The organism is Leucobacter sp. PH1c, from assembly GCF_000633415.1.
Taxonomy (GTDB): Bacteria; Actinomycetota; Actinomycetes; order Actinomycetales; family Microbacteriaceae; genus Leucobacter.
Window position 1 is genome coordinate 79,535 of record NZ_AYMV01000020.1, and the last position, 22,362, is coordinate 101,896.

General features: G+C 72.7%; 14 protein-coding genes and 1 tRNA gene. 5 read left to right on the forward strand and 10 right to left on the reverse strand.

The window, feature by feature from the left end:
• The first annotated feature begins 17 nt into the window (after nucleotides 1-17).
• Nucleotides 18-731, forward strand: a complete 714-nt coding sequence (locus U874_RS0107000) for a metal-dependent transcriptional regulator (protein WP_025133826.1) — start codon at nucleotides 18-20, stop codon at nucleotides 729-731.
• On the opposite strand, the gene U874_RS0107005 is transcribed toward U874_RS0107000, so the two are convergent.
• The 4 genes from U874_RS0107005 to U874_RS0107020 all read right to left on the reverse strand — a co-directional run bounded on the left by U874_RS0107005 (nucleotide 728) and on the right by U874_RS0107020 (nucleotide 4,518).
• The gene (locus tag U874_RS0107005) at nucleotides 728-1,282 is read right to left on the reverse strand and encodes a GNAT family N-acetyltransferase (RefSeq protein ID WP_025133827.1); all 555 of its coding nucleotides are present in this window, start codon (nucleotides 1,280-1,282) and stop codon (nucleotides 728-730) included. The two genes, U874_RS0107000 and U874_RS0107005, sit on opposite strands and share 4 nt — an antisense overlap.
• Complete coding sequence (locus tag U874_RS0107010) at nucleotides 1,279-2,031, reverse strand: GNAT family N-acetyltransferase (RefSeq protein ID WP_025133828.1); 753 nt, start codon at nucleotides 2,029-2,031, stop codon at nucleotides 1,279-1,281. The genes U874_RS0107005 and U874_RS0107010 overlap by 4 nt, the downstream gene beginning before the upstream one ends.
• A 154-nt stretch (nucleotides 2,032-2,185) precedes the next feature.
• The gene (locus U874_RS0107015; protein WP_025133829.1) at nucleotides 2,186-2,983 is read right to left on the reverse strand and encodes an SDR family NAD(P)-dependent oxidoreductase; all 798 of its coding nucleotides are present in this window, start codon (nucleotides 2,981-2,983) and stop codon (nucleotides 2,186-2,188) included.
• A gap of 53 nt (nucleotides 2,984-3,036) precedes the next feature.
• Nucleotides 3,037-4,518: an aldehyde dehydrogenase family protein gene (locus tag U874_RS0107020; protein ID WP_025133830.1), complete on the reverse strand. Its 1,482-nt coding sequence runs from the start codon at nucleotides 4,516-4,518 to the stop codon at nucleotides 3,037-3,039.
• Between the two features lie 193 nt (nucleotides 4,519-4,711).
• On the opposite strand from U874_RS0107020, the gene U874_RS0107025 reads away from it, so the two are divergent.
• The gene (locus U874_RS0107025; RefSeq protein WP_025133831.1) at nucleotides 4,712-5,842 is read left to right on the forward strand and encodes a 3-isopropylmalate dehydrogenase; all 1,131 of its coding nucleotides are present in this window, start codon (nucleotides 4,712-4,714) and stop codon (nucleotides 5,840-5,842) included.
• A gap of 244 nt (nucleotides 5,843-6,086) precedes the next feature.
• Here the strand turns inward: U874_RS0107025 and U874_RS14265 are convergent, their stop codons facing one another.
• From U874_RS14265 to U874_RS0107045, 3 genes are all read right to left on the reverse strand, one after another.
• Complete coding sequence (locus tag U874_RS14265) at nucleotides 6,087-8,483, reverse strand: CDP-glycerol glycerophosphotransferase family protein (RefSeq protein WP_025133832.1); 2,397 nt, start codon at nucleotides 8,481-8,483, stop codon at nucleotides 6,087-6,089.
• Nucleotides 8,484-8,632: 149 nt separating this feature from the next.
• Nucleotides 8,633-10,339, reverse strand: a complete 1,707-nt coding sequence (locus U874_RS0107040; RefSeq protein ID WP_025133833.1) for a S1C family serine protease — start codon at nucleotides 10,337-10,339, stop codon at nucleotides 8,633-8,635.
• Between the two features lie 79 nt (nucleotides 10,340-10,418).
• Nucleotides 10,419-13,904 (reverse strand): hypothetical protein, encoded by a 3,486-nt coding sequence (locus tag U874_RS0107045; protein WP_025133834.1) that lies wholly within the window; start codon nucleotides 13,902-13,904, stop codon nucleotides 10,419-10,421.
• Nucleotides 13,905-14,241: 337 nt separating this feature from the next.
• Here U874_RS0107045 and U874_RS0107050 point away from each other — a divergent pair.
• Nucleotides 14,242-14,318, forward strand: a tRNA-Met gene (locus U874_RS0107050).
• A gap of 404 nt (nucleotides 14,319-14,722) precedes the next feature.
• Here U874_RS0107050 and U874_RS0107055 read toward each other — a convergent pair.
• Entirely contained in the window at nucleotides 14,723-17,770 is a 3,048-nt protein-coding gene (locus U874_RS0107055) for a UPF0182 family protein (RefSeq protein WP_025133835.1), read from the reverse strand.
• 179 nt (nucleotides 17,771-17,949) lie between these two features.
• The gene (locus tag U874_RS0107060) at nucleotides 17,950-18,996 is read right to left on the reverse strand and encodes a PDZ domain-containing protein (protein WP_081809928.1); all 1,047 of its coding nucleotides are present in this window, start codon (nucleotides 18,994-18,996) and stop codon (nucleotides 17,950-17,952) included.
• A gap of 203 nt (nucleotides 18,997-19,199) precedes the next feature.
• Between U874_RS0107060 and U874_RS0107065 the strand changes: the two genes are divergently transcribed.
• Nucleotides 19,200-20,666, forward strand: a complete 1,467-nt coding sequence (locus U874_RS0107065) for a zinc-dependent metalloprotease (protein WP_025133837.1) — start codon at nucleotides 19,200-19,202, stop codon at nucleotides 20,664-20,666.
• Nucleotides 20,667-20,705: 39 nt separating this feature from the next.
• Here the strand turns inward: U874_RS0107065 and U874_RS0107070 are convergent, their stop codons facing one another.
• The gene (locus U874_RS0107070) at nucleotides 20,706-21,404 is read right to left on the reverse strand and encodes a YafY family protein (RefSeq protein ID WP_025133838.1); all 699 of its coding nucleotides are present in this window, start codon (nucleotides 21,402-21,404) and stop codon (nucleotides 20,706-20,708) included.
• 85 nt (nucleotides 21,405-21,489) lie between these two features.
• Between U874_RS0107070 and U874_RS0107075 the strand changes: the two genes are divergently transcribed.
• Nucleotides 21,490-22,251: an alpha/beta fold hydrolase gene (locus U874_RS0107075; RefSeq protein ID WP_025133839.1), complete on the forward strand. Its 762-nt coding sequence runs from the start codon at nucleotides 21,490-21,492 to the stop codon at nucleotides 22,249-22,251.
• Nucleotides 22,252-22,362: the final 111 nt, after the last annotated feature.

Consider the following 22,362-nt stretch of genomic DNA (forward strand, 5'->3'; position numbering starts at 1 on the left):
TCCGGAAGGGGGCCCGATTGGACGCCCTCCTCAACCCCACCGAGGCGTATCTCACCGCGGTGCTCGAGTGCGAGGAGGCCGGCACCGATCCGCTCCGCGCCCGCATCGCCGAGCGCGTGGGCCACGCGCCCTCGACCGTCACGCAGACGGCGAACCGCCTGATCCGCAACGGCCTGTTCTACACGGTGCCGGGCGATCGCCGGCTCCATCTCACGGTGGAGGGGCGCCGGATCGCGCTCCGCGTGATGCGCAAGCACCGCCTCGCCGAGTGCCTGCTCGTCGACACGATCGGGCTCGAGTGGGAGTGGGCGCACGACGAGGCGTCCCGCTGGGAGCACGCGATCGGCGACACCACCGCCGAGCGGATCGCCGCGCTGCTCCAGCACCCCGAGCGCTCCCCCTACGGCAACCCGATCCCGTCGCTCGCCGAGGCGGAGCGCGGGGCCGCGCTGCCGCCGCACGACCCGCACGCGATGAACGCGCTGCGCCGCACCTTCGACGCCGACCCCGCGGACCCGGCCGAGCTCGTCGCTCTGAGCGAGACCGCGCAGTCGGACCGGGAGCTGCTCGTCGCCTTCGGGCGGGCCGGGATCCGCCCCGGAACGTGCGTGCGCGTGGAGCGGCACGGCACCGGGGTGCGGATCGAGCGCGCCCAGGGCGCCGCCGAGCGCGCGGATGCCGCGGGCGTCGAGCTCGATCACGCACAGGCCGCGCAGGTCTTCGTGGCCTAGTCTCGCGGAGCCCCGCTCCCCTCGGCCTGCGGAGCCCCCAGGGTCCGGCTGAGGAACCTGCCGGGCCAGCCGTTCTCGTCGAACGCCTCGCCGCGCACATACCCGCAGGATTCGTAGAAGCGCACGAGCGCCTGGTCCCCGCCGCCGTAGCAGTCCACCCTGAGGCGCTCGGCCCCCGCGGCACGCGCCTCGGCAGCGGCGAAGTCGAGGAGGTGCCGCCCCACGCCGCGCGCCCGCGGATCCCGGGAGGCGATGAGCAGGCGCACGTAGCGCTCGGGGCCCGCGGCGGGCGGCGCGTAGGCCACCGGATCGCCGAGTACGAGTGCGCCGACGACGCCGGCCTCCGGGTGCTCCGCGAGCCAGGCTCCGGGAAGCGCGCACTCCTCGGCGACGCGGCGGACCTGCCGTTCGGAGGCGGACCAGGGCTCGGTGCCCCACTGCTCGGTGTTGCCGATCTCGACGAACCACTCGATGACGCTGTCGAAGATCGCGAGCACGGCGGGCGCATCGGCCGCGCTCGCGCGGCGGATGCGCCACGCGTGGGCGCTCACGCGGCGTCCGCGTCGTCGGGGGTGGGGATCTCCCAGCGCCCGAAGAGCGCGAGCCCCGCCGAGGCGGCAACCGCGGCCGAGGCGGGGTTGTCGGTCTGGCAGCGGTACTGGAGTTCGAGCCCCTCGGCGGCAGCGCAGCGCGCGAGCGCGCGGGTGAGGGCGCGGGCGTGCCCCGCACCCCGCGCGTCCTCGAGCGTGATCACACCGAAGTCGGCGAGCACGGATTCGCCCCACGGGTAGGCGCTCGCGACGCTCACGAGCTTCCCGTTCTCGTCGAACGCCCCGTACACGGCCCAGTCGTCGAGGTCCACCTGCCCGGCGTCGAGGTCCTCCGGACTCGCCGCGGCCTCGAACTCGGCGAACGACTCCGCATCGGCCGCGGCCTCGGGATCGAGCCGGCGCACGTGCCCCGGATCGCGCTCGGCCCGCAGCGCCCGGGAGGATTCCCGCGGCACGTAGAAGAGGGAGTCCGCGCCGTGCAGCGCGATGCCCGCGGAAGCGATCGCCGCGCGGAGGGCGCCCTCACCGGACGCGGCCGAGAGGGCGCCCGCGGCCGCGAGTCGACGGGCCACCGCCGGGCTCAGGGCGACCGTCGTGTGCGCGTCCTCCTCGGTGCGGAGCACGGTCACGCGCTCGTCCGCGTCCAGCGCGTCCGCGACGACGATACTCAACTCGGAGTTCTGTTCGTGCTCCTCGCCGGCGAGTGCGGCCCGCCAGTACTCGGTCACGGCTTCCGCGAAGCGGGTCATCGGCATCTCCTGCGGCTGTGCGCCGCATCGTGCGCGGCGGGGATCGGGTGGCCTTCGACCCTATCGGCCGCACTCGGCAGCCCTCGACGGAAGTTGCCATTCCGGCAATACCGAGGCTCTGCCGAGGCCCTCCCGCGGCCAGCGGCTCCGGCGGCTAGGAGGCCGGGGGCGTGAAGCGGCCGTCGATCGCCGTCCAGCCGCCGTCGACGCTCAGCGTCGAACCGGTGACGAACGTCGAGGCGTCGGACGCCAGGTAGACGACCGCGCCGGCGAGCTCGTCGGGGCGCGACCAGCGGCCCAGCGCGCTCTTCTGCGCGTACGCGTTGTACCACTCCTCGTTCGCCTTGATCTGCGCGGTGAGCGGCGTCTCGACGACGCCCGGCGCGACGACGTTGATGCGCACGCCCTGGGCGCCGTACTCGGCGGCGGCGGTCTTCGCGAGCTGCACGAGCCCGGCCTTGGTCGCAGCGTACACGCCCTGCCCGGGCTCGACGACCTGGGCGCGGATCGATGCGAAGCCGATGATCGAGCCGCCGCCGTTCGCGGCGAAGCGCGCGGCGAAGTGGCGGATCAGCTGGAACGACGCACGAAGGTTCAGGTTCACGACGCGGTCGAACTCGTCCATCGTGTAATCGTCCATGCGCTTGCGCACGTTCGTGGCGGCCGTGAACACGAGCGCCGACGCCGTGCCGAAGCGCTCGGCTGCGGCCTCGACCTCGGCGTCGTCGAGCACGTTGAGGCGGAACGCCTCGGCGGATCCGCCCTGCTCCTGGATGAGCGCCGTGGTGGCCTCCGCGGCGTCGAGCGCCCAGTCGGCGACGACCACGTGCGCGCCCTGTGCGGCGAGGGCCTGCGCCGACTCGCGGCCGATCCCCGATCCCGCTCCGATCACCACGACCGTGCGGTCGTCGAGGCGGAAGAGGCGGCTGTAGTCAGGGGCGACGTGCGTCATGCGGGAGTCCTTTGCGGGGTGTGCGGGTGGGGAGGAATGAGGAGGGGCGCGGCTTAGCCGCGGGCGCGGGGTCGGATCATCGCCATGCGGGTGACGGTGAACTCCTCGATCGCGTAGCGCGGGCCCTCGCGGCCGATGCCCGAGTCCTTCACGCCGCCGTACGGCATGATGTCGGAGCGGAAGCCCGGGATCTCGTTGACGACGACGCCGCCGACCTCGAGGCGCTCGATCGCCGCGAACGCGCTCTCGAGCGACGCCGTGTAGATCGCGGCCTGGAGCCCGTACCGCGAGGCGTTGACGAGATCGATGGCGGCGTCGATCGAGTCGACGGTGGTGAGGCAGACGACGGGGCCGAAAACCTCTTCGGCCCAGACGTCGACGTCGGCGGGGACGCTGCCGAGCACGGTGGGGCGCACGAGAGCGGCCTGCTCACCCGCGGCGGGGGCCTCTCCGCCGGAGAGTAGCTCGGCACCCGCGGCGACGGCGCGATCCACCATGGCCCGGATCCGCTCGCCCGATGCCGCGTTGATCACCGGGGCGACGTTGGTCGCGGGATCGCGCGGATCCCCCACCACGAGCTCGCCCATGCGGGCGACGAGCCGCTCCGTGAACGCCTCGGCGATGGGGCGCTCGAGCACGATCCGCTGCACCGAGATGCAGGCCTGGCCGTTGGCGTAGAAGCCGCCGCGCAGCACGGCGTCGACCGCCGCGTCGACGTCGGCATCGGCCGCGACGATGAAGCCCGTGTTCGAGCCGAGCTCGAGGAGCGCCTTGCGGGGGGCCGCCTGCTGCGCGATGAGGTGACCGATCTTCGCGGAGCCGGTGAAGGAGACGACCTGGGCGCGCGGATCCCGCACGAGGGTCTCGCCCACCTCGGGGGCGCCGTTCACGAGCTGCACGGCGGCGGGGGTGATCCCGTGCGCCACGAGCACCTCGCGCACGATCGCCACGAGTTCGAGGGTGGCGAGCGGCGTGTTGGGCGCGGGCTTGATGATGACGGGGCAGCCCGCGGCGATCGCCGGGGCGAGCTTGTGGCTCGCGAGGAGCAGCGGGTAGTTGAAGCCGGCGATGCCGATCACGACGCCCGCGGGCTTCCGGGTGTAGTAGCCGATCATGCCCCGGCCGAGTTCCTGGAGGTCGAGGGGCACGGTCTCGCCGTGCACGCGGGAGGCTTCCTCGGCGGTCGCCTGGAGCGTGACGATCGTGCGCGAGACCTCGGTCTGGCAGTCAACCCGGGGCTTGCCGGTCTCGAGGACGAGGAGCTCGACGAGACGCTCGGCCTCTTCGGCGAGGCGATCGTGCACGGCGGTGAGGACGGACTTCCGCTGCGCGGTGGTGAGCGCCGCGATCGCGGGGCGGGCCGCCTCGGCGGCGTCGAGGGCGTCGCGCGAGTCGGCGACCTCGCTGACCGGCGCCTGTGCGATCACGCTGCCGTCGAACGGGAAGACGATGTCCTGGGCGCCCGGAACGGTGCGCCAGCCGGCGCCGATGGGGAGCTGCCCGGCGGGGGCGAGCAGGGAGAGCGTGTCGCGCATCGTGGAGTCCTTGCGTGCGGGCTGACGCCGCGGCGAGGATCGCGTGCCGCGGTGCAACGGATGACCTGGTACAACGGCCACCCAACGAGTGGCCTTACCAGTTAATATAGTTCAACATCGTCCGATCGCCAACGCAACGCCGCGCGATCCGCCCGGCGCCGCCGCCGGGCGCGATCCCACCGGAAGGAACCCCATGACGCACCGCTACTCCCTCGCAGTCCTCCCCGGCGACGGCATCGGCCCCGAGGTCGTCGGGTGCGCGCTCGACGTGCTCGACGCCGCCGAGGCGCGCTACGGCTTCACGACCGCGCGCACCGAGATCACCGCGGGCGCCCAGCACTACCTCGCGACCGGCGAGCTCTTCGCCGAGGTCGAGGACACGCTCCGCGGCCACGACGCGATCCTCTTCGGCTCGATGGGCGATCCGGCCGTCACCCCGGGGATCCTCGAGCGCGGCTTCATCCTCGAGATGCGTCAGCGCTTCCAGCAGGCCGCGAATGTGCGCCCCGTGCGCCTCTACCCCGGCGTCCCCACCCCCATCGCGGAGCTCACGCCCGAGCGCTGCGAGATGGTGATCGTGCGCGAGAACACGGAGGGCGCCTACGTGGGCCAGGGCTCCACCGTGCACGCGGGCACCCCCAACGCGGTCGCGATGCAGGAGTCGCTGAACACGCGCGCCGGCATCGAGCGCGTCGTCGACTTCGCGTTCCGCCTCGCACTCGGCCGCCGGAAGAAGCTGACGCTCTGCCACAAGACGAACATCCTCGTCGCCGCGGGGCAGCTCTGGCAGGAGGTCGTCTCCGATCTCGCCGCGAAGTACCCCGAGGTGGAAACCGACTACGTGCACGTCGACGCGATGTGCTTCCACCTGCCGCTCTCCCCGGAGCGCTTCGACGTGATCGTGACCGACAACCTCTTCGGCGACATCATCACGGATCTCGGCGCCGTGATCCAGGGCGGGCTCGGCGTCGCGACCAGCGCGAACCTCAACCTGGACGGCTCGGCGCCCAGCATGTTCGAGGCCATCCACGGCTCGGCCCCCGACATCGCGGGCAAGGGCTGGGCGAACCCCTCGGGCGCGATCCTGTCGCTGGCCCTGCTGCTCGGCCACCTCGGCGAGGGCGCTGCGGCGCGCGCGATCGAGGCCGCGACCGTGCAGGTGCTCGGCGAGCTGCCCGCCCTCGCGGGGGCCGAGATGGGCATGAGCACGAGCGAGGTGGGCGCACGCATCGCCGCGATCGTGCGCGAGGGCCGCGCCGACGAGACGCTGGTGCCCGAGTCGCTGCTCGGCCAGCTGGCGGAGCTCGCGCCGTCGCGGGTCTGATGCTGGGGCGCCGCGGGTGCTCGGGTGCTCGGGTGCTCGGGTGCTCGGCTCGCAATGCTCCCGCAAATTAGTTCGACTCTGATCCGGTTCAGCGGGGCAATTCCGGATCAGACTCGAACTTTGTGCGGGGGTGCCCCGGCGAACCCACGGGGCACCGGCCCCCGCCCGAACTTCGCGCGAGTTTGATCCGCTAAGACCCCGCTATTCCGGATCAAACTCGCACAAAAGCCGAGAAAAGACCGCCTCAGCCCACCGAATCGCCCGCTGCGGGGAGCGCACCGCGCTCGCGCAGCGCCGCGACCACTCGCTCGGAGGCGAAGCCGTCGTCGTGCGGCGCGAAGCGCGCGCGCCAGGCCTCCGCCCGGTCCGGCAGAAGCCAGGACACCCCGGGCCCAGCCGGTCCGGCCGCCACGGCGCTCGCCCACTCCTGCGCGCAGGCCACGACCTCGGCGCGCGCCGTGAGCAGCGGGCCCGGCGCCTCCCGCTCGAAGTCGAAGGTGAAGCCGCGCTCGCGGTCCCGGTACGCCGCGAGATCCGGGACGAAGAACAGCGTGGGCACGCGCGCCACCGCGGCGTCGAACATGATCGACGAGTAGTCGGTGACGAGCAGGTCGGCCGCGAGGATCACGTCGTTCACGTCGGGGTGCGCCGACGCGTCGATGATCCGCGCGCCGCCGCCGTAGCCGCCGAGGCCGTGCGTGCGAGTGTGCCCGCGGGCAAGCACCACCCAGTCCTCGCCGAGTTCGTCCGCGAGTCGCCGCACGTCGAGGTCGTCGACGACCGACACTCCCCCGTCGCGCCAGGTCGGGGCGTAGGCGAGCACGTGCGCCCCGGCCGGGATCCCGAGCTCGGCGCGCGCCGTGCGCACCGCGATCGGGTTGCGCTCGTCGCCGATCACCGCACGCGCAAGGCGGTCGGCGCGCGGATAGCCGAGCTCGAGGATTTCGCCGCGGAAGGCGTAGCTGCTGCGGAACTGCTCCGTCGAGTGCGGATTCTGCGAGAGCATGAGGCTCCAGCGCCGGCTCTCGCGCCGGATCGCGATGCGCGTGCGGAGCCCGACGTTCGGGCGCCCGAGCGCCAGGTGCTTCAGCATCGTGCCGTGCCAGGTCTGCAGCACCGTCTGCCCGCGTCGCCTGCGGAAGCGGAACCGCAGCCAGTCGTTCACGACGAGGAGTCGCGCGGTCCGCCGCGCGGCGTGCCAGGCGCGGCCGCCGACGAGGAGCGGCGTCGCCCCCTCCGGCACGCGCTGGCGCTCGCTCGTCACGCTCCAGTACCGGGGCAGCTCCGGGGCGATGCGCGCGATCTCAGCGTCGAGCGCGAGGGGGTTGCAGCTCACCTGCCGGCCGTAGAAGCTCTCGAAGAAGACCCCGCCCGGGGCGACGAGCTGCGCCGCAGGCAGCGCCAGACGCCGGATCTCGGCGAGCACGCGCGCGGCGGCCCCGCCCTCGGGGAAGCGATGGAAGCGGGCCGCGAGGGCGCGGGTCTCGGCTTCGGCTGCCCGGCTCGCCGCCCCGCCGGGGGCGAGCTCCGTGATCCGGGCGAGCGTCGCGTCCCAATCGCGCGCGATCCGCCCGCCGCTCGTGACCTCGAGCGGCTCGTACAGGCCGCGCGTCGCGCCGTACTCGGCGAGGTCGGGAGCGAACCACACGATCGGGCGCCCGAGGAGCGAGAAGTCGAGCGCGATCGACGAGTAGTCGGTGATCACGACATCGACGCCGCCGAGCAGGGGCGTGATGTCGCGCACCGTGTCGCCCCCGAGCAGGTGCACGCGCGGTCCGGCGAGGGCGCTGTACGCGCCGTGGCCGAGCGGGTGGGGGCGCACCACGAGGTGCGCGTCGAGGCGGTCGAGGGTCTCCGCGATCTGCGCGGCCTCCTCGGCGCTCGGCACGCCGGGGTCCGGTGCTCCGTCGCGCCAGGTCGGGGCGTAGAGCAGCACCGAGGACGCGGGGCCGAGCCCTGCCGGTGCGCCGAGCAGCGCGATCAGCTCGGCGCGGGCGGCCGCGGCACGCCGGGGATCGCGCGCCTGCGCGGCGAGCGCGTCGTCGCGAGGATCGCCCAGCACCTGCACCGCGCCCGGGGCGACCCGGAAGGCGGAGCGCAGCCGGTCGGCCGCGAGCGGCGAGCCCGCGACGAAGAGGTCGATCTCGCGGGATCCCGCGAGGTACATGCGGCGGAGGAGCGCTCGCAGGGGCGCCGGGCCGCGCACGGTCGTCGTGACGGGCGAGTCGAGGTGGAGCCGCTTGAGCGGGGCGCCGTGCCAGAGCTGCGTGATGCGGCCGCCCATGATCCCGAAGCGATTGACGTCGCCGAGCCCGTGGGTCACGACGATCTGACCGGCGCGGAGTGTGGCCCAGTACCCGGCCCAGCCCTGGCGGGGCACGGGTTCGAAGCCCTCGGCGCGGGCCGCGTCGGCCTCGGCATCGGACCCCGTGAGCCAGACGATTCGAGCGGCCGGATCCTCGGCGCGCAGCGCGCGCGCAATGGCGAGCGCCCCCTCGCCGACGCCCGCGCCGCTGCCGAATGCCCACTGGCGGGCGGCACGCGGTACGAACCACGAGACGATCACCGAGAGGAGGTACTTGGGCAGCGCGAGCAGCTTGGAGAGGTTGCCCTGCGCGAAGGTGAATCCTGCGGTACTCATCGTTCCCCACTGTAGAGGATCCGGCTGAGGAGCCCGGCGCTCCGTGCCGCACGCAGCAGAGCGCCGCGGGGCACCCGGATGGGGTGGCCCGCGGCGCTCTCGCGAGGGGAAGCGGTGCGGTTCCGCCGCAGCTCAGCTCGGGATCGCGGCTACCATTCCAGCTTGCCGAGCGTGGCCTCGACCTGGCCGGGCTTGCCGCCGCGGGTGTAGTCGATCGTGACCGTGCTGCCGCCCTCGTGCATGCGGATGAGCGCCGACACCGAGGTGCCGTTCACCGCGGAGACGCCGTCCACAGCGGTGATCACGTCGCCCGCCTTGAGCCCGGCCTTCGCGGCCGCGCCGTCGCGCGTCACGTCGACGAGCAGGCCACCTGCGTGGCTCGCGTCCTCATCCGTGTCCTGCGTGGAGTCGGCGACCGAGGCGCCGAGCAGACCGTGGGAGGGCTGCTCCCCCGCGATGATCGCGTCGGCGACGCGCGTCGCGAGGTTTGCGGGGATCGCGAAGCCGAGGCCGTCGCTGCCCGCGGCACCGTTGGAGGCCGCCGCGGAGGCGATCGCCACGTTGATGCCGATCAGCTCGCCCTGTCCGTTCAGCAGCGCGCCGCCCGAGTTGCCCGGGTTGATCGACGCGTCGGTCTGGATCACGGGAAGGGTGACCGCCCCGCCGCCCGACTGCTGCTGTTGCTGCTGCTCCTGCTGCTGCCCGCTGTCCGGGAGCCCGAATCGGAAGTCCCAGGGGAACCCGGGGCTCTGCTGCTCGTCGTCCTGCTGCGGCGTGGGATCCTGCGGGATCAGCGGGCTGCCCACCGAGATGCCTCGGTTCAGCGCGCTGACGACGCCGCTCGTCACCGTGTTCGCCAGGTTCAGCGGGGCGCCGATCGCGACAGTGAGGTCGCCCACGTCGAGCTTGTCGGAGTCTGCGACCTTGATGGCGGGGAGCCCGGTCGCGTCGACCTTCACCACAGCGAGATCGGCGTAGGGGTCAACGCCGACGACCGAGCCGCTCATGATCCGGCCGTCGCTGAACTTCACACGGACGTTGGCGTCCTCCATCGCGGCGCCGTCGAGCGTGACGACGTGCGCATTCGTGATGATGTAGCCGTCCTCGCTGTAGATGACGCCCGAGCCGGAGCCGCTCGCGTTGCCGCCCGAGACCTCGAGCGTGACGACGCTCGGCGTCGCGACAGCGGCGACACCGGAGATCGCGGTGGCGTTGTCGGCGTTCTTCAGCGTGATCGTGCCGCTCTGCGCCTGGTTCTGCGGCGCGTTGTTCGAGGAGACGAGCGCCGCGACGCCGCCGCCGACGAGGCCGCCGAGGAGCGCCCCGACCGCGAGCCCCGCAAGGAGCGCGCCGGTGCGGGACTTGGGCTGCGCAGAGCCGCTCGCCGGGGCTGCCGCAGCGCCGAACGCCCCGCCGTCACCGGAGCCGCCCCCGGCTGCCGCGGGCGCGACGCCCGCGTGGCTCGGCTGCGGCGCCGCGACTCCGAGCCCAGCGGGAACGCCCGCCTCGGTGAGCGGGACGGTGGGCTGCGTGAGCTGGGGGTGAGCGGTCTCCTGCGCACCGTGGTGCACGGGCAGCTGCGGTGCGGCGGACTGCGCGTGTGCGACGGGCTGCTGCGGATGCGCCGCCTGCGGATGCGCTGCCTGCGGGTGCGCGACGGGGGCCTGTGCGGGCTGCTGCCACTGCTGCGCGGGCGCGGGTCCCGGAGCCCCGGGCGTCGCGGCCGGCGCGGGGGCAGCCGGCGCGTGGTGCTCGGGCGCCTGGGGCGGCACAGCGCCCTCGGTCGGCGCTGCGGGCGTGGTGGGGGTCACCGCGTCCTCGCGGTTGGCGCCCTGGCTCTCGGGGGTGGTAGTCATGTGAGCTCCCTTCGTTACTCTCCACCTTGGCCTCCTTATCTATGAATTCGATTAGGGCGAACTGCACAAGACCTGCAGATCAGTGTTTCGATGATCGATTCGTGCCCCGCGCGGGGCGGGTGCGGCGCCGCCCGGCGCGGCCTGCGGCGAGCGCAGCGCCGAGCGAGGCGAGGAGCAGCGCGCCCGCGAGACTGAGCAGCGGGCCGTGTTCGCCGCCGGTGTCGCTCAGCTCGTCGCGCGTGCCGGGGACCGCGGAAGGTGCGTCCGGTCGCCCCGCCGTGGGCACGGGCGGCACGTCCTGAGGTTTCGGCGTGCCTGGGGGCTGCACCGCGAAGCGCTCGCCCGGCGCTCCGCACTCGCCTCGGTGCACGACGGATTCGACGCCGTCGGCGATGAGCACGAGTGTTTCGACGAAGCCACCCGCACCGAGATGCTCGGCGCGCGCAGGGACCCGGAACGACTCGTAGCTCCCCGGACCGTCGACGCGCACCCCCTCTGGGTCCGAGTACTCCGCGATCCGTCGCTCCGGCTCGCAGCGGAGCACCCCGTCGTCTCCTGCTGCGTAGGCGTCGAATCGCAGTCGGAACTCTGCGTCCGGGCGCTGCGCCAGGCGCCCCGTGACGATTGCGGTGTCGTACACGTCCTCCCCGACCTGCACCTCACCCATGGCTTCCGTGCGCACGCGCGGCGTGAGCAGCGTGGTGGTCTCCTCGCGTTGGCCGCACACTCCCTGCGCGAGCACGGCGCCGCTCCCGGGCGGCGCGTCGGCCGCGCGTTGCCGGAGCACGGCGACCCACCACACGGTGTCTCCGTACTCGGGGCGCGCGGTGAGCTGCGGCGAGCGCACCTCTCCGAGTTCGGCGACGGGAATCGCTTCGGTGGCGAACAGGAGATTCGTGGGGTCGCAGCGCGCGTCCCCGCTCCCCGTCGCCTGCGCGTCGCCGCGGTATCCCTCGAAGACGAGCTCGTGCACGAGCCCCGCATCTCCCGTGAGCGCACCGGCCAGCTCCGCGCGGTCCTCGATGAGATCCCCCACCGCGGCGATATCGCTCGCCTGGGTGGAGAGCACGGGCGGCACGATTCGAGTGCTCTCGCTGAGGTCGCCGCAGGCGCCGTGCAGCACCGCGGTGCGCTCCGCCCCCTCCCGCAGCCAGAGCGTCGCGATCCACCAGATCCTGCCGGACCACTCCGGCGATACCCGCACGGCGGGCGAAGCGTATTCGCCCGCGCCGTCCACGGGCACCGGCTCGGTGGCGAAGAGCTGTCGTTCCGGGATGCAGCTCGGCGGAGCGACCGCTTCCCCGGTTCCCGCTTCGCCGCCGCCGTCGGGATCGCCGTCGGCATCGTCGCCGTGCGCCGGATCCTCCCCCGCGTACCCGGCGAAGGTCAGTTCCCAACTCGTCTCCCCGGCGGCGACCGCCCCAGTCACGTGCGCGACGTCGCGGATCGGCTCGCCCAGTGCAGCCTGCTCGGGAGCGGTGGTCCGCAGCGTCGGCCGCTCCACGATGCTCGTCTCGTTCGCCACGCCGCAGCGTCCCGTGTGCACGAGCTGCAGGCCGTCCGGCCGCTCCAGGAAGAGCGACTCGACCCACCAGATCTGCGTGCCGTGCGCCCACCGCACCGCGAATCCGGGGGCCGACACTTCCCCCGGCCCCGTGACCGGGAGTGCTTCGGAGCGGTAGATCCGCTGGTCTGCGCGGCAGAGCGGCGTGCCTGCCGCGTCGGTGAGCGCGCGGAACGCGTCGAAGCGCACCCGGTAGCGAGCGCCCGGCGCGAACTCGCCGCTCACGATCGCGGTGTCCGTGACTGTTCCCCCGACGGGCACCGACGGGAGCGCTCGCGTCGCGACGCCCGGCCGGCCGATCCGGGTGCGCTCGTTCGCGATGCCGCACTTCCCCGTGTGCACGGCGCGACCGCCGACGACGACACGCTCCACCCAGTGGATGGTGCCCTCGGAGCGAGCCTCGATCGGGGCGCTCCGGGTACTGCCGAGCCCCCGGATCGGAATCCCTGCTTGGCGAGACACGGGCTGCGCGGTGCACCGCTCCGCAGGCGTCATGGCCGCGATCTCCTCGGCGCTCCAGACAAGCGGGCTCGGACCGTCCTCCTCGACACCGGGTCCGCGGGGAGGGGAATCGGCTTCGGCGTCGGTGTCGGGGGAACCGGCGGTGCTCGGCACGCCGGAACCCTGCGCAGTGGCGCGGGGCTCAGGAGCGCTGGGCTCAGGGGCGCTGGGCTCAGGAGCACCGGGCTCAGGGGCACCGGGTGGCACCGCGCCGGGATCGCGCACGCTGTCTGCTTCAGCCTGTTCCGCCTCGTTGACTCCCGGCGCCGCACCCGGTTCCGCCGCCGCGCCACCCTCCGGCCCCGAAGCCGCAGCTGCGGCGGCCGCGCGAGTCCCCTCCGCCGGCGGCTCCGCCCCATCTCCCGGAGGCGCCCCATCCGAGACGGAAGCCCCCGCCGCTGGCGAGGACGCCTCGGTGGGTGATCCGGCGCCATCACCCGAGCCGGATTCGGCTCCGGGCCGGGCGCCGAGCGGCGCGACGCGCGGCTCCCACCGCTCGTCGTACTTGGGCGCGCCGGGCTCCGGCAGCAGGTACGCGACGAACTCCGCTGTGGCGCCGGGCCAGAGCTGCGCGCGCGTGCCCGGTGCCTCGGTGAGGAGCAGTTCGTCCGCCAGCGTGCCGCCGAGTTCCGCCGCCGGCTGGGCGAGCGAGGCCGCCTGCGGCGGCGCGAGCGGGACCGGTGCGTCGATCGAGACCGCCGCGAGGCGACCGGCGCGCTTCGGCACATCGGACGCCCCGGTCGCGACCGCAATGCGCTGTGCGCTCTCCCCCAGTGCCGTCCGGGTGTCGTGCACCACGAGCAACGGTTCCCACCCGCGGGCACCGCGCGTTTCCCAGCGCCCCGAGACGCTGAGCTGCTTCGTCCCTCGGGCGACGTCGATGAGCTGGGACGTTTCGCCGCCGGTGACGCTGAGCCGCGATCCCCCGCCCCGCACGAAGGTGCCCCCGGTGACGGAGAGCTCAGTCGTCCCCGCCGGATAGCTGACGCGCACTCGGCGTCCCGCGCCCGGGGAGGCCGCGCCGGAGGCTGCCCCCGGCGCGGCCGCGGTCCCCTCGGGCACGGCGCTGAGCCGCAGGGCTCCGCTCACCGACGGCGCGGGAACCGGCGGGCGCGCGTTCGCGCGTGCCTCGCTGACGAGCGCGTCCGAGGTCGCGATGAGGGCGCGGCCCCGCGCGGAGCCCTCGAGGATCGCGATGCGCGAGTTCAGGTAGGGGTTCGCCGCGAGGAAGTTCTCCCGCATGCGCCACACCGTGAGCTGCACGGCAGCGGCCTGCCACGCGTCGCGGGTCTGCCCCCGGGTCTCGATAAGGTAGTTCAGCTGCCGCATGCCCCGCGGATCGTCCCACGAGTGCAGCTGCCCCGCACGGCCGGGGAGCATCCCGGAGCGGTTCCCGGGGAACAGGTGCCCCGTCGGCTCGCCGTACTGGATCTCGATGCAGTACGCCCGTGTGCCGTTCGGCATGACGAAGTTCGAGAGGATCAGCCCGCCGGGGAACACGAGACTCTCCCCGCGCGGCAGCGCCTGCGCAGACAGTGGCGCCCAGACCAGCAGCCCGCACGCGAGCGCCAGGGCGAGCAGCGCGCTTCTCAGCCTGCGGCCGCGAGAGCCGCTGGAGTCGAAGCGCGGCCGATGGGGACGAGCACGGCGGCGGCACCGGGAGAACAGCGGCATGGAAGCCCCTTCCTGTCGGCCGGGAAGCCCGGCACCGCCCGCGAAGGGCGGGTGGTGCGACGATGGTGCCGGAGGAACGGGCGACCCGCGACACGCCGTCCACACCCGGAAACGGGGCTCGATTCGGTGCGCGCGCAGGGCCGTGCTACAGTAATACATGTGCCGCGGGGTGGAGCAGTTCGGTAGCTCGCCGGGCTCATAACCCGGAGGTCGTAGGTTCAAATCCTGCCCCCGCAACCATGAGGAAGGCCCTGATCAGGAGAAATCCAGATCAGGGCCTTCCGCCTTTTTCGGGCTCGGTTCCTGAAGCGCGGCTCCCTCGGACACCGAGCCTTGCGAACGCTCCGATCGGCCTGATCTGGCCGGGCTCCACGCCCGTGCTCGCGCCGAGAGTCCCGGCCGCGGATCCCGCACAGACCGCTCGGATTCCCGCGGATCCGCGGTGACGCGGGCCGCCCTGTGAGCGGAGGGTGAGCGCCTCAGCGAGCCGACGCGAACGGCCCGACACCCACACGGCCCGGCGTTCGCCCGCACGAACGCGATCCCGAACCCCCGACGAGCCCAGCCCGCTCCCCCGGAAACGCCGCGGGCCCGGCGCCCAGCGCATGCGCTGAGTGCCGGGCCCGCGGACCGTCCGCCGGAGGCTACCCCTGCAGGGCGGTCTCGATCGCCTTGCGGAGCCGCTCATCGGCCTCGCCGTAGGCGGCCCAGTCGCCGTCCTTCATCGCCTTGTCGCGATCCTTCAGCGCCTGCTGCATCTCCTGCAGCGCGGGATCCGTCGAGTTCGAGCCGGAGCCCGAGGACCCGTTCGAGGAACCGGTGTCTCCGTCGGTCTCCCCCGCATCGGGCGTCGTTCCGGGATCGACCTGCGTGCCGCCGTCACCGGCGTTCGCACCCGAGTTCCCGCCGAAGAGCTCGTCGAGCGCGGCGTCGAGCGTGTCCTCGAAGGCGATGTCGTCGCCGAAGGAGACGAGCACCTTCTGCAGGATCGGGAAGCTCGTACCGGACGAGGCTTTCACGTAGACCGGCTGCACGTAGAGCAGGCCGCCACCCACCGGCAGGGTCAGCAGGTTCCCGCTGATCACCTTGCTCTCGCCCTGGCGCAGGATGTTGAGCAGGTTCGAGACCTTCGAATCGGTCGTGAAGCTGTTCTGCACCTGGCCCGGGCCGGGGATCGAGTTGCTCTTCGGGAGGGTCAGCAGCTTCAGCGTGCCGTAGTCCTCCGAGATCTTCCCGTCCTCGGAGCCCGCGTTCGAGTTCGCCGCGAGGTACCCCGTGAGGATGTCGCGCTGACCCTCGCCCCGAGCATCGGGGATGTAGGTCGAGTAGATCGAGTAGTTCGGATCCGCGTTCGCACCCGCCGCCATCGTGAGGTAGTAGGGCGGCTGCGCGAGCTTCTCGGCGTTCGCCGTGCTGCTCGTCACAGGGTCGTTCGGGGTGCGCCAGCGATCCTCGGCTGAGTAGAACGCGTCGGGATCGGTGACGTGGTACTCGCCGAGCACCGCGCGCTGCACCTTGAAGAGGTCGGTCGGGTAGCGCACGTGGCTCATGAGCCCGCCGCTCATCTCCGAGACGTCCTTCAGCGTGCCCGGGAAGATCTTGCCCCAGGACTTCAGCAGCGGATCCTCGGTGTCCCACGCGTAGAGCGAGACCGTGCCGTCGTAGGCATCGACCGTGGCCTTCACGGAGTTGCGGATGTAGTTCACCGGCTTTGGCATCGGGTCGCGGCGCGAGTCGACCGAGTCGACCATGAGCGCGTTCATGTCCGAGACCTCCGAGTACGGGTAGTCCGAGGAGGTCGTGTAGCCGTCGATGATCCAGACGATCCGGCCGTCGACCACGGAGGCGTACGGCGAACCGTCGATCGTGAGGTACGGGGCGACCTTCTGGACACGGTCGACCGGGTTCCGGTCGTAGAGGATCTGCGAGCCGTCGACGACGGCGCCGGAGAGCAGCACCTCCATGTCCTGGAACTTGAGCGCGTAGATGAGCTTCGTGAAGATGTTGCTCAGCTCGGGGCCGCCGTCGCCCGAGAAGGTCGTCATGTTCTGACGGCCGCCCTCGGCGGAGCTCTCCACCTCGTCGCCGGCGGACTGCTCGTCGGCGATCTGCTCATCACTCGGGGCCTGCGTGGCCTCGGTGTCGGCGGTCTCAGTGTCGGCGGCGTCAGCGGGAGCGGCGTCGTCGGCCGTCGCCTCGGCGACGCTCTCGGCGTCGGCCGGGAAGTCGAGCTCGATGGGCTTCGAGCGCTCGCCGCCCACGATCGAGTACTCGGGCGATTCGAGGCCGAAGTAGACGCGGGGCTCGAACTTGCCGAGCTTGCCGCTCGTGGGGATGCCGTTCTCGAGGAACACGGGCTCACCGCCCGGCGAGCGCTGGTTGCCGTACGCGGCGACCATGCCGTAGCCGTGGGTGTAGACGAGGGTGCGGTTGTACCAGCCGTTCTGATCCTCGATGTTGATGTCGCGGACCGCCGTGACGGTGTCCTCGATCTCGCCGTCGATCTCGTAGCGATCGACGCTCAGCGAGGTGGGGAACTGGTAGTACTGACGGATCTGCTCGAGCTGCGAGAACGTCGGCGAGACGACCTCGGGGTCGATGATGCGGATGTTCGCCGTCGCCGCCGCGTCGTCGCGCAGGGCGCCCGGCTCGGCGTCGGTCACGGCGTCATAGCGCTCCACCTCAACCTTGTCGAGCCCGTACGCCGCACGCGTGGCGTCGATGTTCCGCTGGATGTACTCGGACTCGAGGCTCTTCTCGTCCGGGCGCACCTGGAACTGCTGCACACCCCACGGGTAGCCGATGCCGAGCACGATGCTCGACACGAGGAAGAGCACGGTGCCCACGACGGGGAGCCGCCACTTGCCCGTGAACGCCGTCACGAGGAACAGGATCGCCACGATGATCGCGATGCCCGCGAGGATCTGCTTGCCGGGGATCACGGCGTGCACGTCCTGGAAGAGCGCGCCCGTGCGGATGCCGCCGCTCGAGGTGAGCGAGCGGTACTGATCGAGCCAGAGGCTCACCGCCTGCAGCAGGAGGTACACCGTGGCGAGCACGGCCGCCTGGATCCGGGTCGCCTTCGAGACGCGCACGTCGCGGCCCGAGAACGCGATCCCGCCGTAGAGGTAGCTGGTCGCCACGCCCGCGATCAGCGCGATGAGCGTGACGGCGGAGGCGAAGCCCACGATGCCCTGGAACATCGGCAGGTCGAAGAGGTAGAACGAGATGTCGAAGCCGAACTGGGGATCCTTCTCCCCCGTCGGCTCACTGTTCAGCCAGAGCAGCGCCGTCTGCCACTGCGCGGCCGTGCTCACACCGGCGAACAGGCCGAGGAGTGCGGGGAGCCCCCACTTCACGAGGCGGCGGAGCGGTTCGAACAGCTCCTGGTAGCGGTCGAGCTGGGCCGTGAGGCGGGCGTAGACGGGGCGCTTGCGGTACGCGATGTCGATCGCGAAGAAGATGGGGACCGCCATGCCGAGGAAGCCGACGACGAACATCACCGCCGCCGCGATCCACTGGGTCGTGAGCACCGGCAGGTACCCCGTTTGCTTGTACCACAGCACCTCGGCCATCACCGCGGCGACTGCGAGGAAGCCGAGGATCAGGATCACCACCAGGATGATGGTGGCGGCGAGCGGCGAGAGTCGGCGCTGGGGAGCGGCGGGCGCTCCCATGGTCTGGTCGGTCACGTCTCTGAGTACTTTCCTGTCCGGATGGCACCTGGCGGCGCTGAGCGGGTTCCGCGTCCCACCCTATCGCCCGGCGCTGACAATCCCCCGGTGAGCCTCCGATCCGGGCGGACGCCCCGGCGCGCGGAGCGTCCGCGATCCCGAGCAGCGCGCCGACTCGGCCGCGCCGCAGCGCGCGGCTATCCGGCCGCGTCGCAGCGTTCGATGCCGGCGACGGGCTTCCCGGCGGCGCTGTCCTCGATTGCGGCGCGGGCCTCGTCGAGCGTGGCGACGGGCGCGACCTCGAGCCCCTCGGGCACGCGCTGCGGCAGGTCGGCGCAGTTGCCGATCGGCATGAGGAACAGATCGCTGTCGGCACGCGCCGCGGCCCACATCTTCTGCTCAAGCCCGCCGATCGGCCCCACCTGGCCCTGGTCGTTCACGGTGCCGGTGCCGCTGACCGCGCGCCCCTGCAGCAGGTCGCCGGGGGTGAGCTGGTCCATGATCCCGAGCGCGAAAATCATGCCGGCGCTCGGCCCGCCGATCTCGGACAGGCTGATGTCCACCTCATACGGCAGCTCGTACACCGAGGAGATCACGGCCCCGATGAGCGGATCCTCCCCGCCCTCCGGAACCGCGGGCGTGAGCACGAGGTCCTGCTCGGCGCCATCGCGGCGCACCGTGAGCCGCAGCTCGGATCCCGCCCCGGTGCCGATGATCGCGGCCCGGAGCGCGGCGAAGTCGGCAACGGGGGCGCCAGCGGCCCCGACGATCACGTCGCCCTCCTGGAGCACGCCGACGGCGGGGCCGCCGTCGGACACCGCGGCGACCGTGAGCTCGACCGGCACTTCTTCCCCCAGCGCGCGGAATGCGGCGGCCGCGGCCTGCGCCTGCGACGACTGCATCTGCACCGTGCCCTGCGCCTCGCGGTCTTCGAGGGTGGTGCCCTCGGGGAAGAAGTCGCTGCGCGGGGCGATCCGCTGCGAGGGATCGACGAGACCGGGCACGAGGGCGAGCCAGCTGGCCGGATGCTCCGGGCTGCCGACGAGCGAGACCGTGAGCAGGTTCAGCTCCCCCGTCGTGGGGTAGGTCTCGGCTCCCGGGATCGAGATCACGGGCCGCGCTTCGCCGTCGATCCTGGCCTCGCCGAGCGTGTTCACGACGGGGCCGGGCCGCTCGATCGTGAAGGGGGACGGGATGACCGCGGCGAGCAGCACCGCGCAGGCCGCGACCGCGATCGCGAGCATGATCCGAGAGCGCCGCCGTTCCCGAGCCGGATCCCGCAGTGCTCCGACTGTTCCGTACTCGCCCAACTCGCTCCTCGGTGCCAGGATCCCCGCGCCTGTTCGCACTCGGCGCAAAGGAAAACGCCGAGCGCGGGTCAATCTAGCAGGAAGATCTGACCGCCGTGCCGTAGCGTGGAATCACCACCACGAGCGAGGGAGCGGCGATGAGCGCGAACGACCACGACGGCCCCGATCCGGAGGACCGGAACAACTTCGAGGACCTGCAGCGGATCCTCGGCGAGATGCTGTCCGGGGCCGGCGGCGAGGGCGCCGCGCTCGATCCCGAGCAGTTCGCAAAGGCGGCCGGGATCCCCGTCGATCCGCAGACGCTGCAGGGCCTGTTCGCGACGCTCCAGGGCGCGATGCACAATCCCTCGGACGAGATCGACTGGTCCGCGACGCGACGCACGGCGATCGAGGTCGCCGGCGACGGGAGCGCCCCGGCGGATCCGGCGCCCGCGCTCCGCGCCTTCCCCGTAGCGACGCTGTGGCTCGACGAGGTGACCGATATCGGGGCGACGCCGGACGCGCCGCGCACGCTCGGCCGCATCGAGTGGGTGCAGCAGAGCGTCGACACCTGGGTCGGCCTCGCGCAGCCGGTCGCCGAGTCGATCACGGGCGCGCTCATGGGCGCGCTCCAGAACCAGATGCCCGAGGAGCTGAGCGGCGCGCTGCAGGGCGCGGCCCCCATGCTCCGCAGCGTCGGCGGCGCACTCTTCGCGGTGCAGCTCGGCACGATCATCGGCAAGCTGTCGGGCGAGGTCGTCTCGGCCGGCGACATCGGGATCCCCCTCTTCTCCGGCCCGGGCCGCGAGGGCGGCGCGCTGCTCCCCGGCGGCGTCGCGGCGTTCGCCGAGGGACTCGACCAGGACCCCGAGGCGGTGACGCTCTACCTCGCGGTGCGCGAGCTGGCGCACGCCCGGCTCTTCCGCCACGCGAAGTGGCTCCGCCTGCACCTGCTCACGGCGATCACTGATTACTCGCGCGGAATCCGCATCGACACGGACCGGATCCAGGACCTCGCGCACGAGATCGACCCGGCCCAGCCCGAGCAGATTCAGCAGCTCATCACGAACGGCGCACTGATCCCGCCGAAGACTGAGGAGCAGGAGGCCGCGCACGCCCGACTCGAGACGATGCTCGCGCTCATCGAGGGCTGGGTGGACGTGGTCACGGCCGACGCCGCGAAGCGGATCCCCGGAGCCGACGCGATCGCCGAGATGGTGCGCCGCCGCCGCGCGACGGGCGGCCCGGCGGAGCACGCGTTCGCCGCCCTCGCCGGTCTGGAGCTGCGCCCGCGCCGGCTCCGCGAGGCCGCGGCGCTCTGGCGTCTCGTCGCCGATCGCAGCGATGTCGCGACCCGCGACGGCCTGTGGGCGCACCCCGATCTGCTCCCCACCTCGGAGGAGCTCGATCATCCGGCCCGGCTGCTCGAGCGGCTGGGGCTGAGCGGCGCGACGGCCGAGACCCCGGAGGACGACTTCGACGCGGCGCTCGCACAGCTCCTCGACGGCGAGCTTCCGCCCCACGCCGGCGGCGAGGACGGTCGCGGCGGACCCGCGGACGACGGCGCTGCGGACGATGCCGGATCGCCGGACCGTGATCCGGAGGGTCCGCGCTCGGACGCCTGATCCCGGGATCGCGCGCCCGGCGCGTCCGCCCGGATGGCGTCAGTCCATCCTGCGGTGCACGGGGCGCGCGTTCTCCGGCGGCTCCCCTACCTCGGCGACGCTGTGGCCCGAGCAGGCCAGCTGCGTCACGCTGGCGCGCTCGATGCGGGACACACTGAACCACCGCATCGCGTCGCGCAAGCGGCACCAGCCCACGAGGTACCAGCTGCCGCGCGCTGCGGCGAAGAGCACGGGCTCCACGTCGCGGGTGCTCGTCGCGCCGGATGCCGCGGTGTAGCGAATGCGCACGACCCGCTGCTCGGCCATGGCCTCCTCGATCGCGGAGCGGACCGCCCGCGAGGCCGGATCGGGACCGGCGACCCACACGCGGCCCGCCAGCTCCTCAGCGCGAGCGCGGGTGCGCGGGTCGAGCACGTCGAGGATCTTCTGCACACCGGCGACGGCCAGATCGGCGTACGGCGCGTCCTGCGCCGCCGAGACGGCGGAGAGGAGGGCGACCGCTTGCTCCGGCGAGAGGGTGACGGGCGGAAGCGTCGCTCCCGCGGCGAGCCCGTAGCCTCCGCCCGGCCCGGGGCGGGACCAGAGCGGGGCGCCGCTGCGCTCGAGTGCAGCAAGGTCGCGCTTGATCGTGCGCACCGAGACGTCGAACTCGCGCGCGAGACGATCGGCTGAACAGCCGCGGGTCCCGCTGCGGCGCAGCAGCTCTGAGAGGGCGTGCAGCCGCTCGGCGCGCTTCACCGCGACGTCCCGTGCGGTGCGCAGCAGAAATTCATGCCATAAATAGTGACACACTCCTGTCCGGGGGCGCTGCGAGAGTCGAGGCATGACCCAGCACACACATGATCCGAGCCTTCCGACTACCGAGCGCGCGAGCGCCCTCATCCTCATTCCCGGCCACTGGCTGGGAGCCTGGGCCTGGGACGAGGTGCGCGCGCACCTGACGGCCGCGAACCGCGATTCGATCGCGCTCACCCTCCCCGGCCTCGACGCGCGGGATCCCCTGCGGGCCGAGCGCACCCTCGCCGAGCAGGCGGCGGCGATCCTCGACGCGGTCCTCGCGCAGCGCACCCAGCCGGGATCCGCGCGACGCGTCGCGATCGTCGCCCACAGCGGGGCGAACGCTCCCGTGAGCCTCGTGCTCGACCGGCACCCCGAGCTCGTCGACCGCGTGATCTGGGTCGACTCGGGCCCGGTATCCCCCGGCGCCGTCTTCGCGCCGGGGCTCCCGGACGACGTCACCGCCCTCCCGCTCCCCCCGTTCGATGAACTTACTCAGCAGGCGAGCCTCGAAGGCATGAGTATCGCCGCGCAGGACCGCTTCCGCGAGCGGGCGGTGCCCGAGCCCGGACCGGTGCTGCGCGAAGCGGTCTCGCTCGCGAACCCCGCACGTCGCGACGTCCCCACCACGCTCGTGTGCTGCTCGATCTCCTCCGTCCAGGTGCGCGAGCTCGCGGCGGGCGGGCACCCGATGTTCGCTGAGGTCGCGGCGCTCACCCGCGCCGAGTTCGTCGATCTGCCTACGGGGCACTGGCCAATGTGGAGCCGGCCGGCGGAGCTCGCCGCGGCCATCGACGCGGCCGCCTGAGTGCCGCGGCGGCGATCCGGCCGCCGCACCCGCCCACTCAGCGCACATACTCAGTGATCAGCGATTCTGGCGTGAGTGTGTGCGGCGGTGTGCGATCCGCCCAGTGAGATG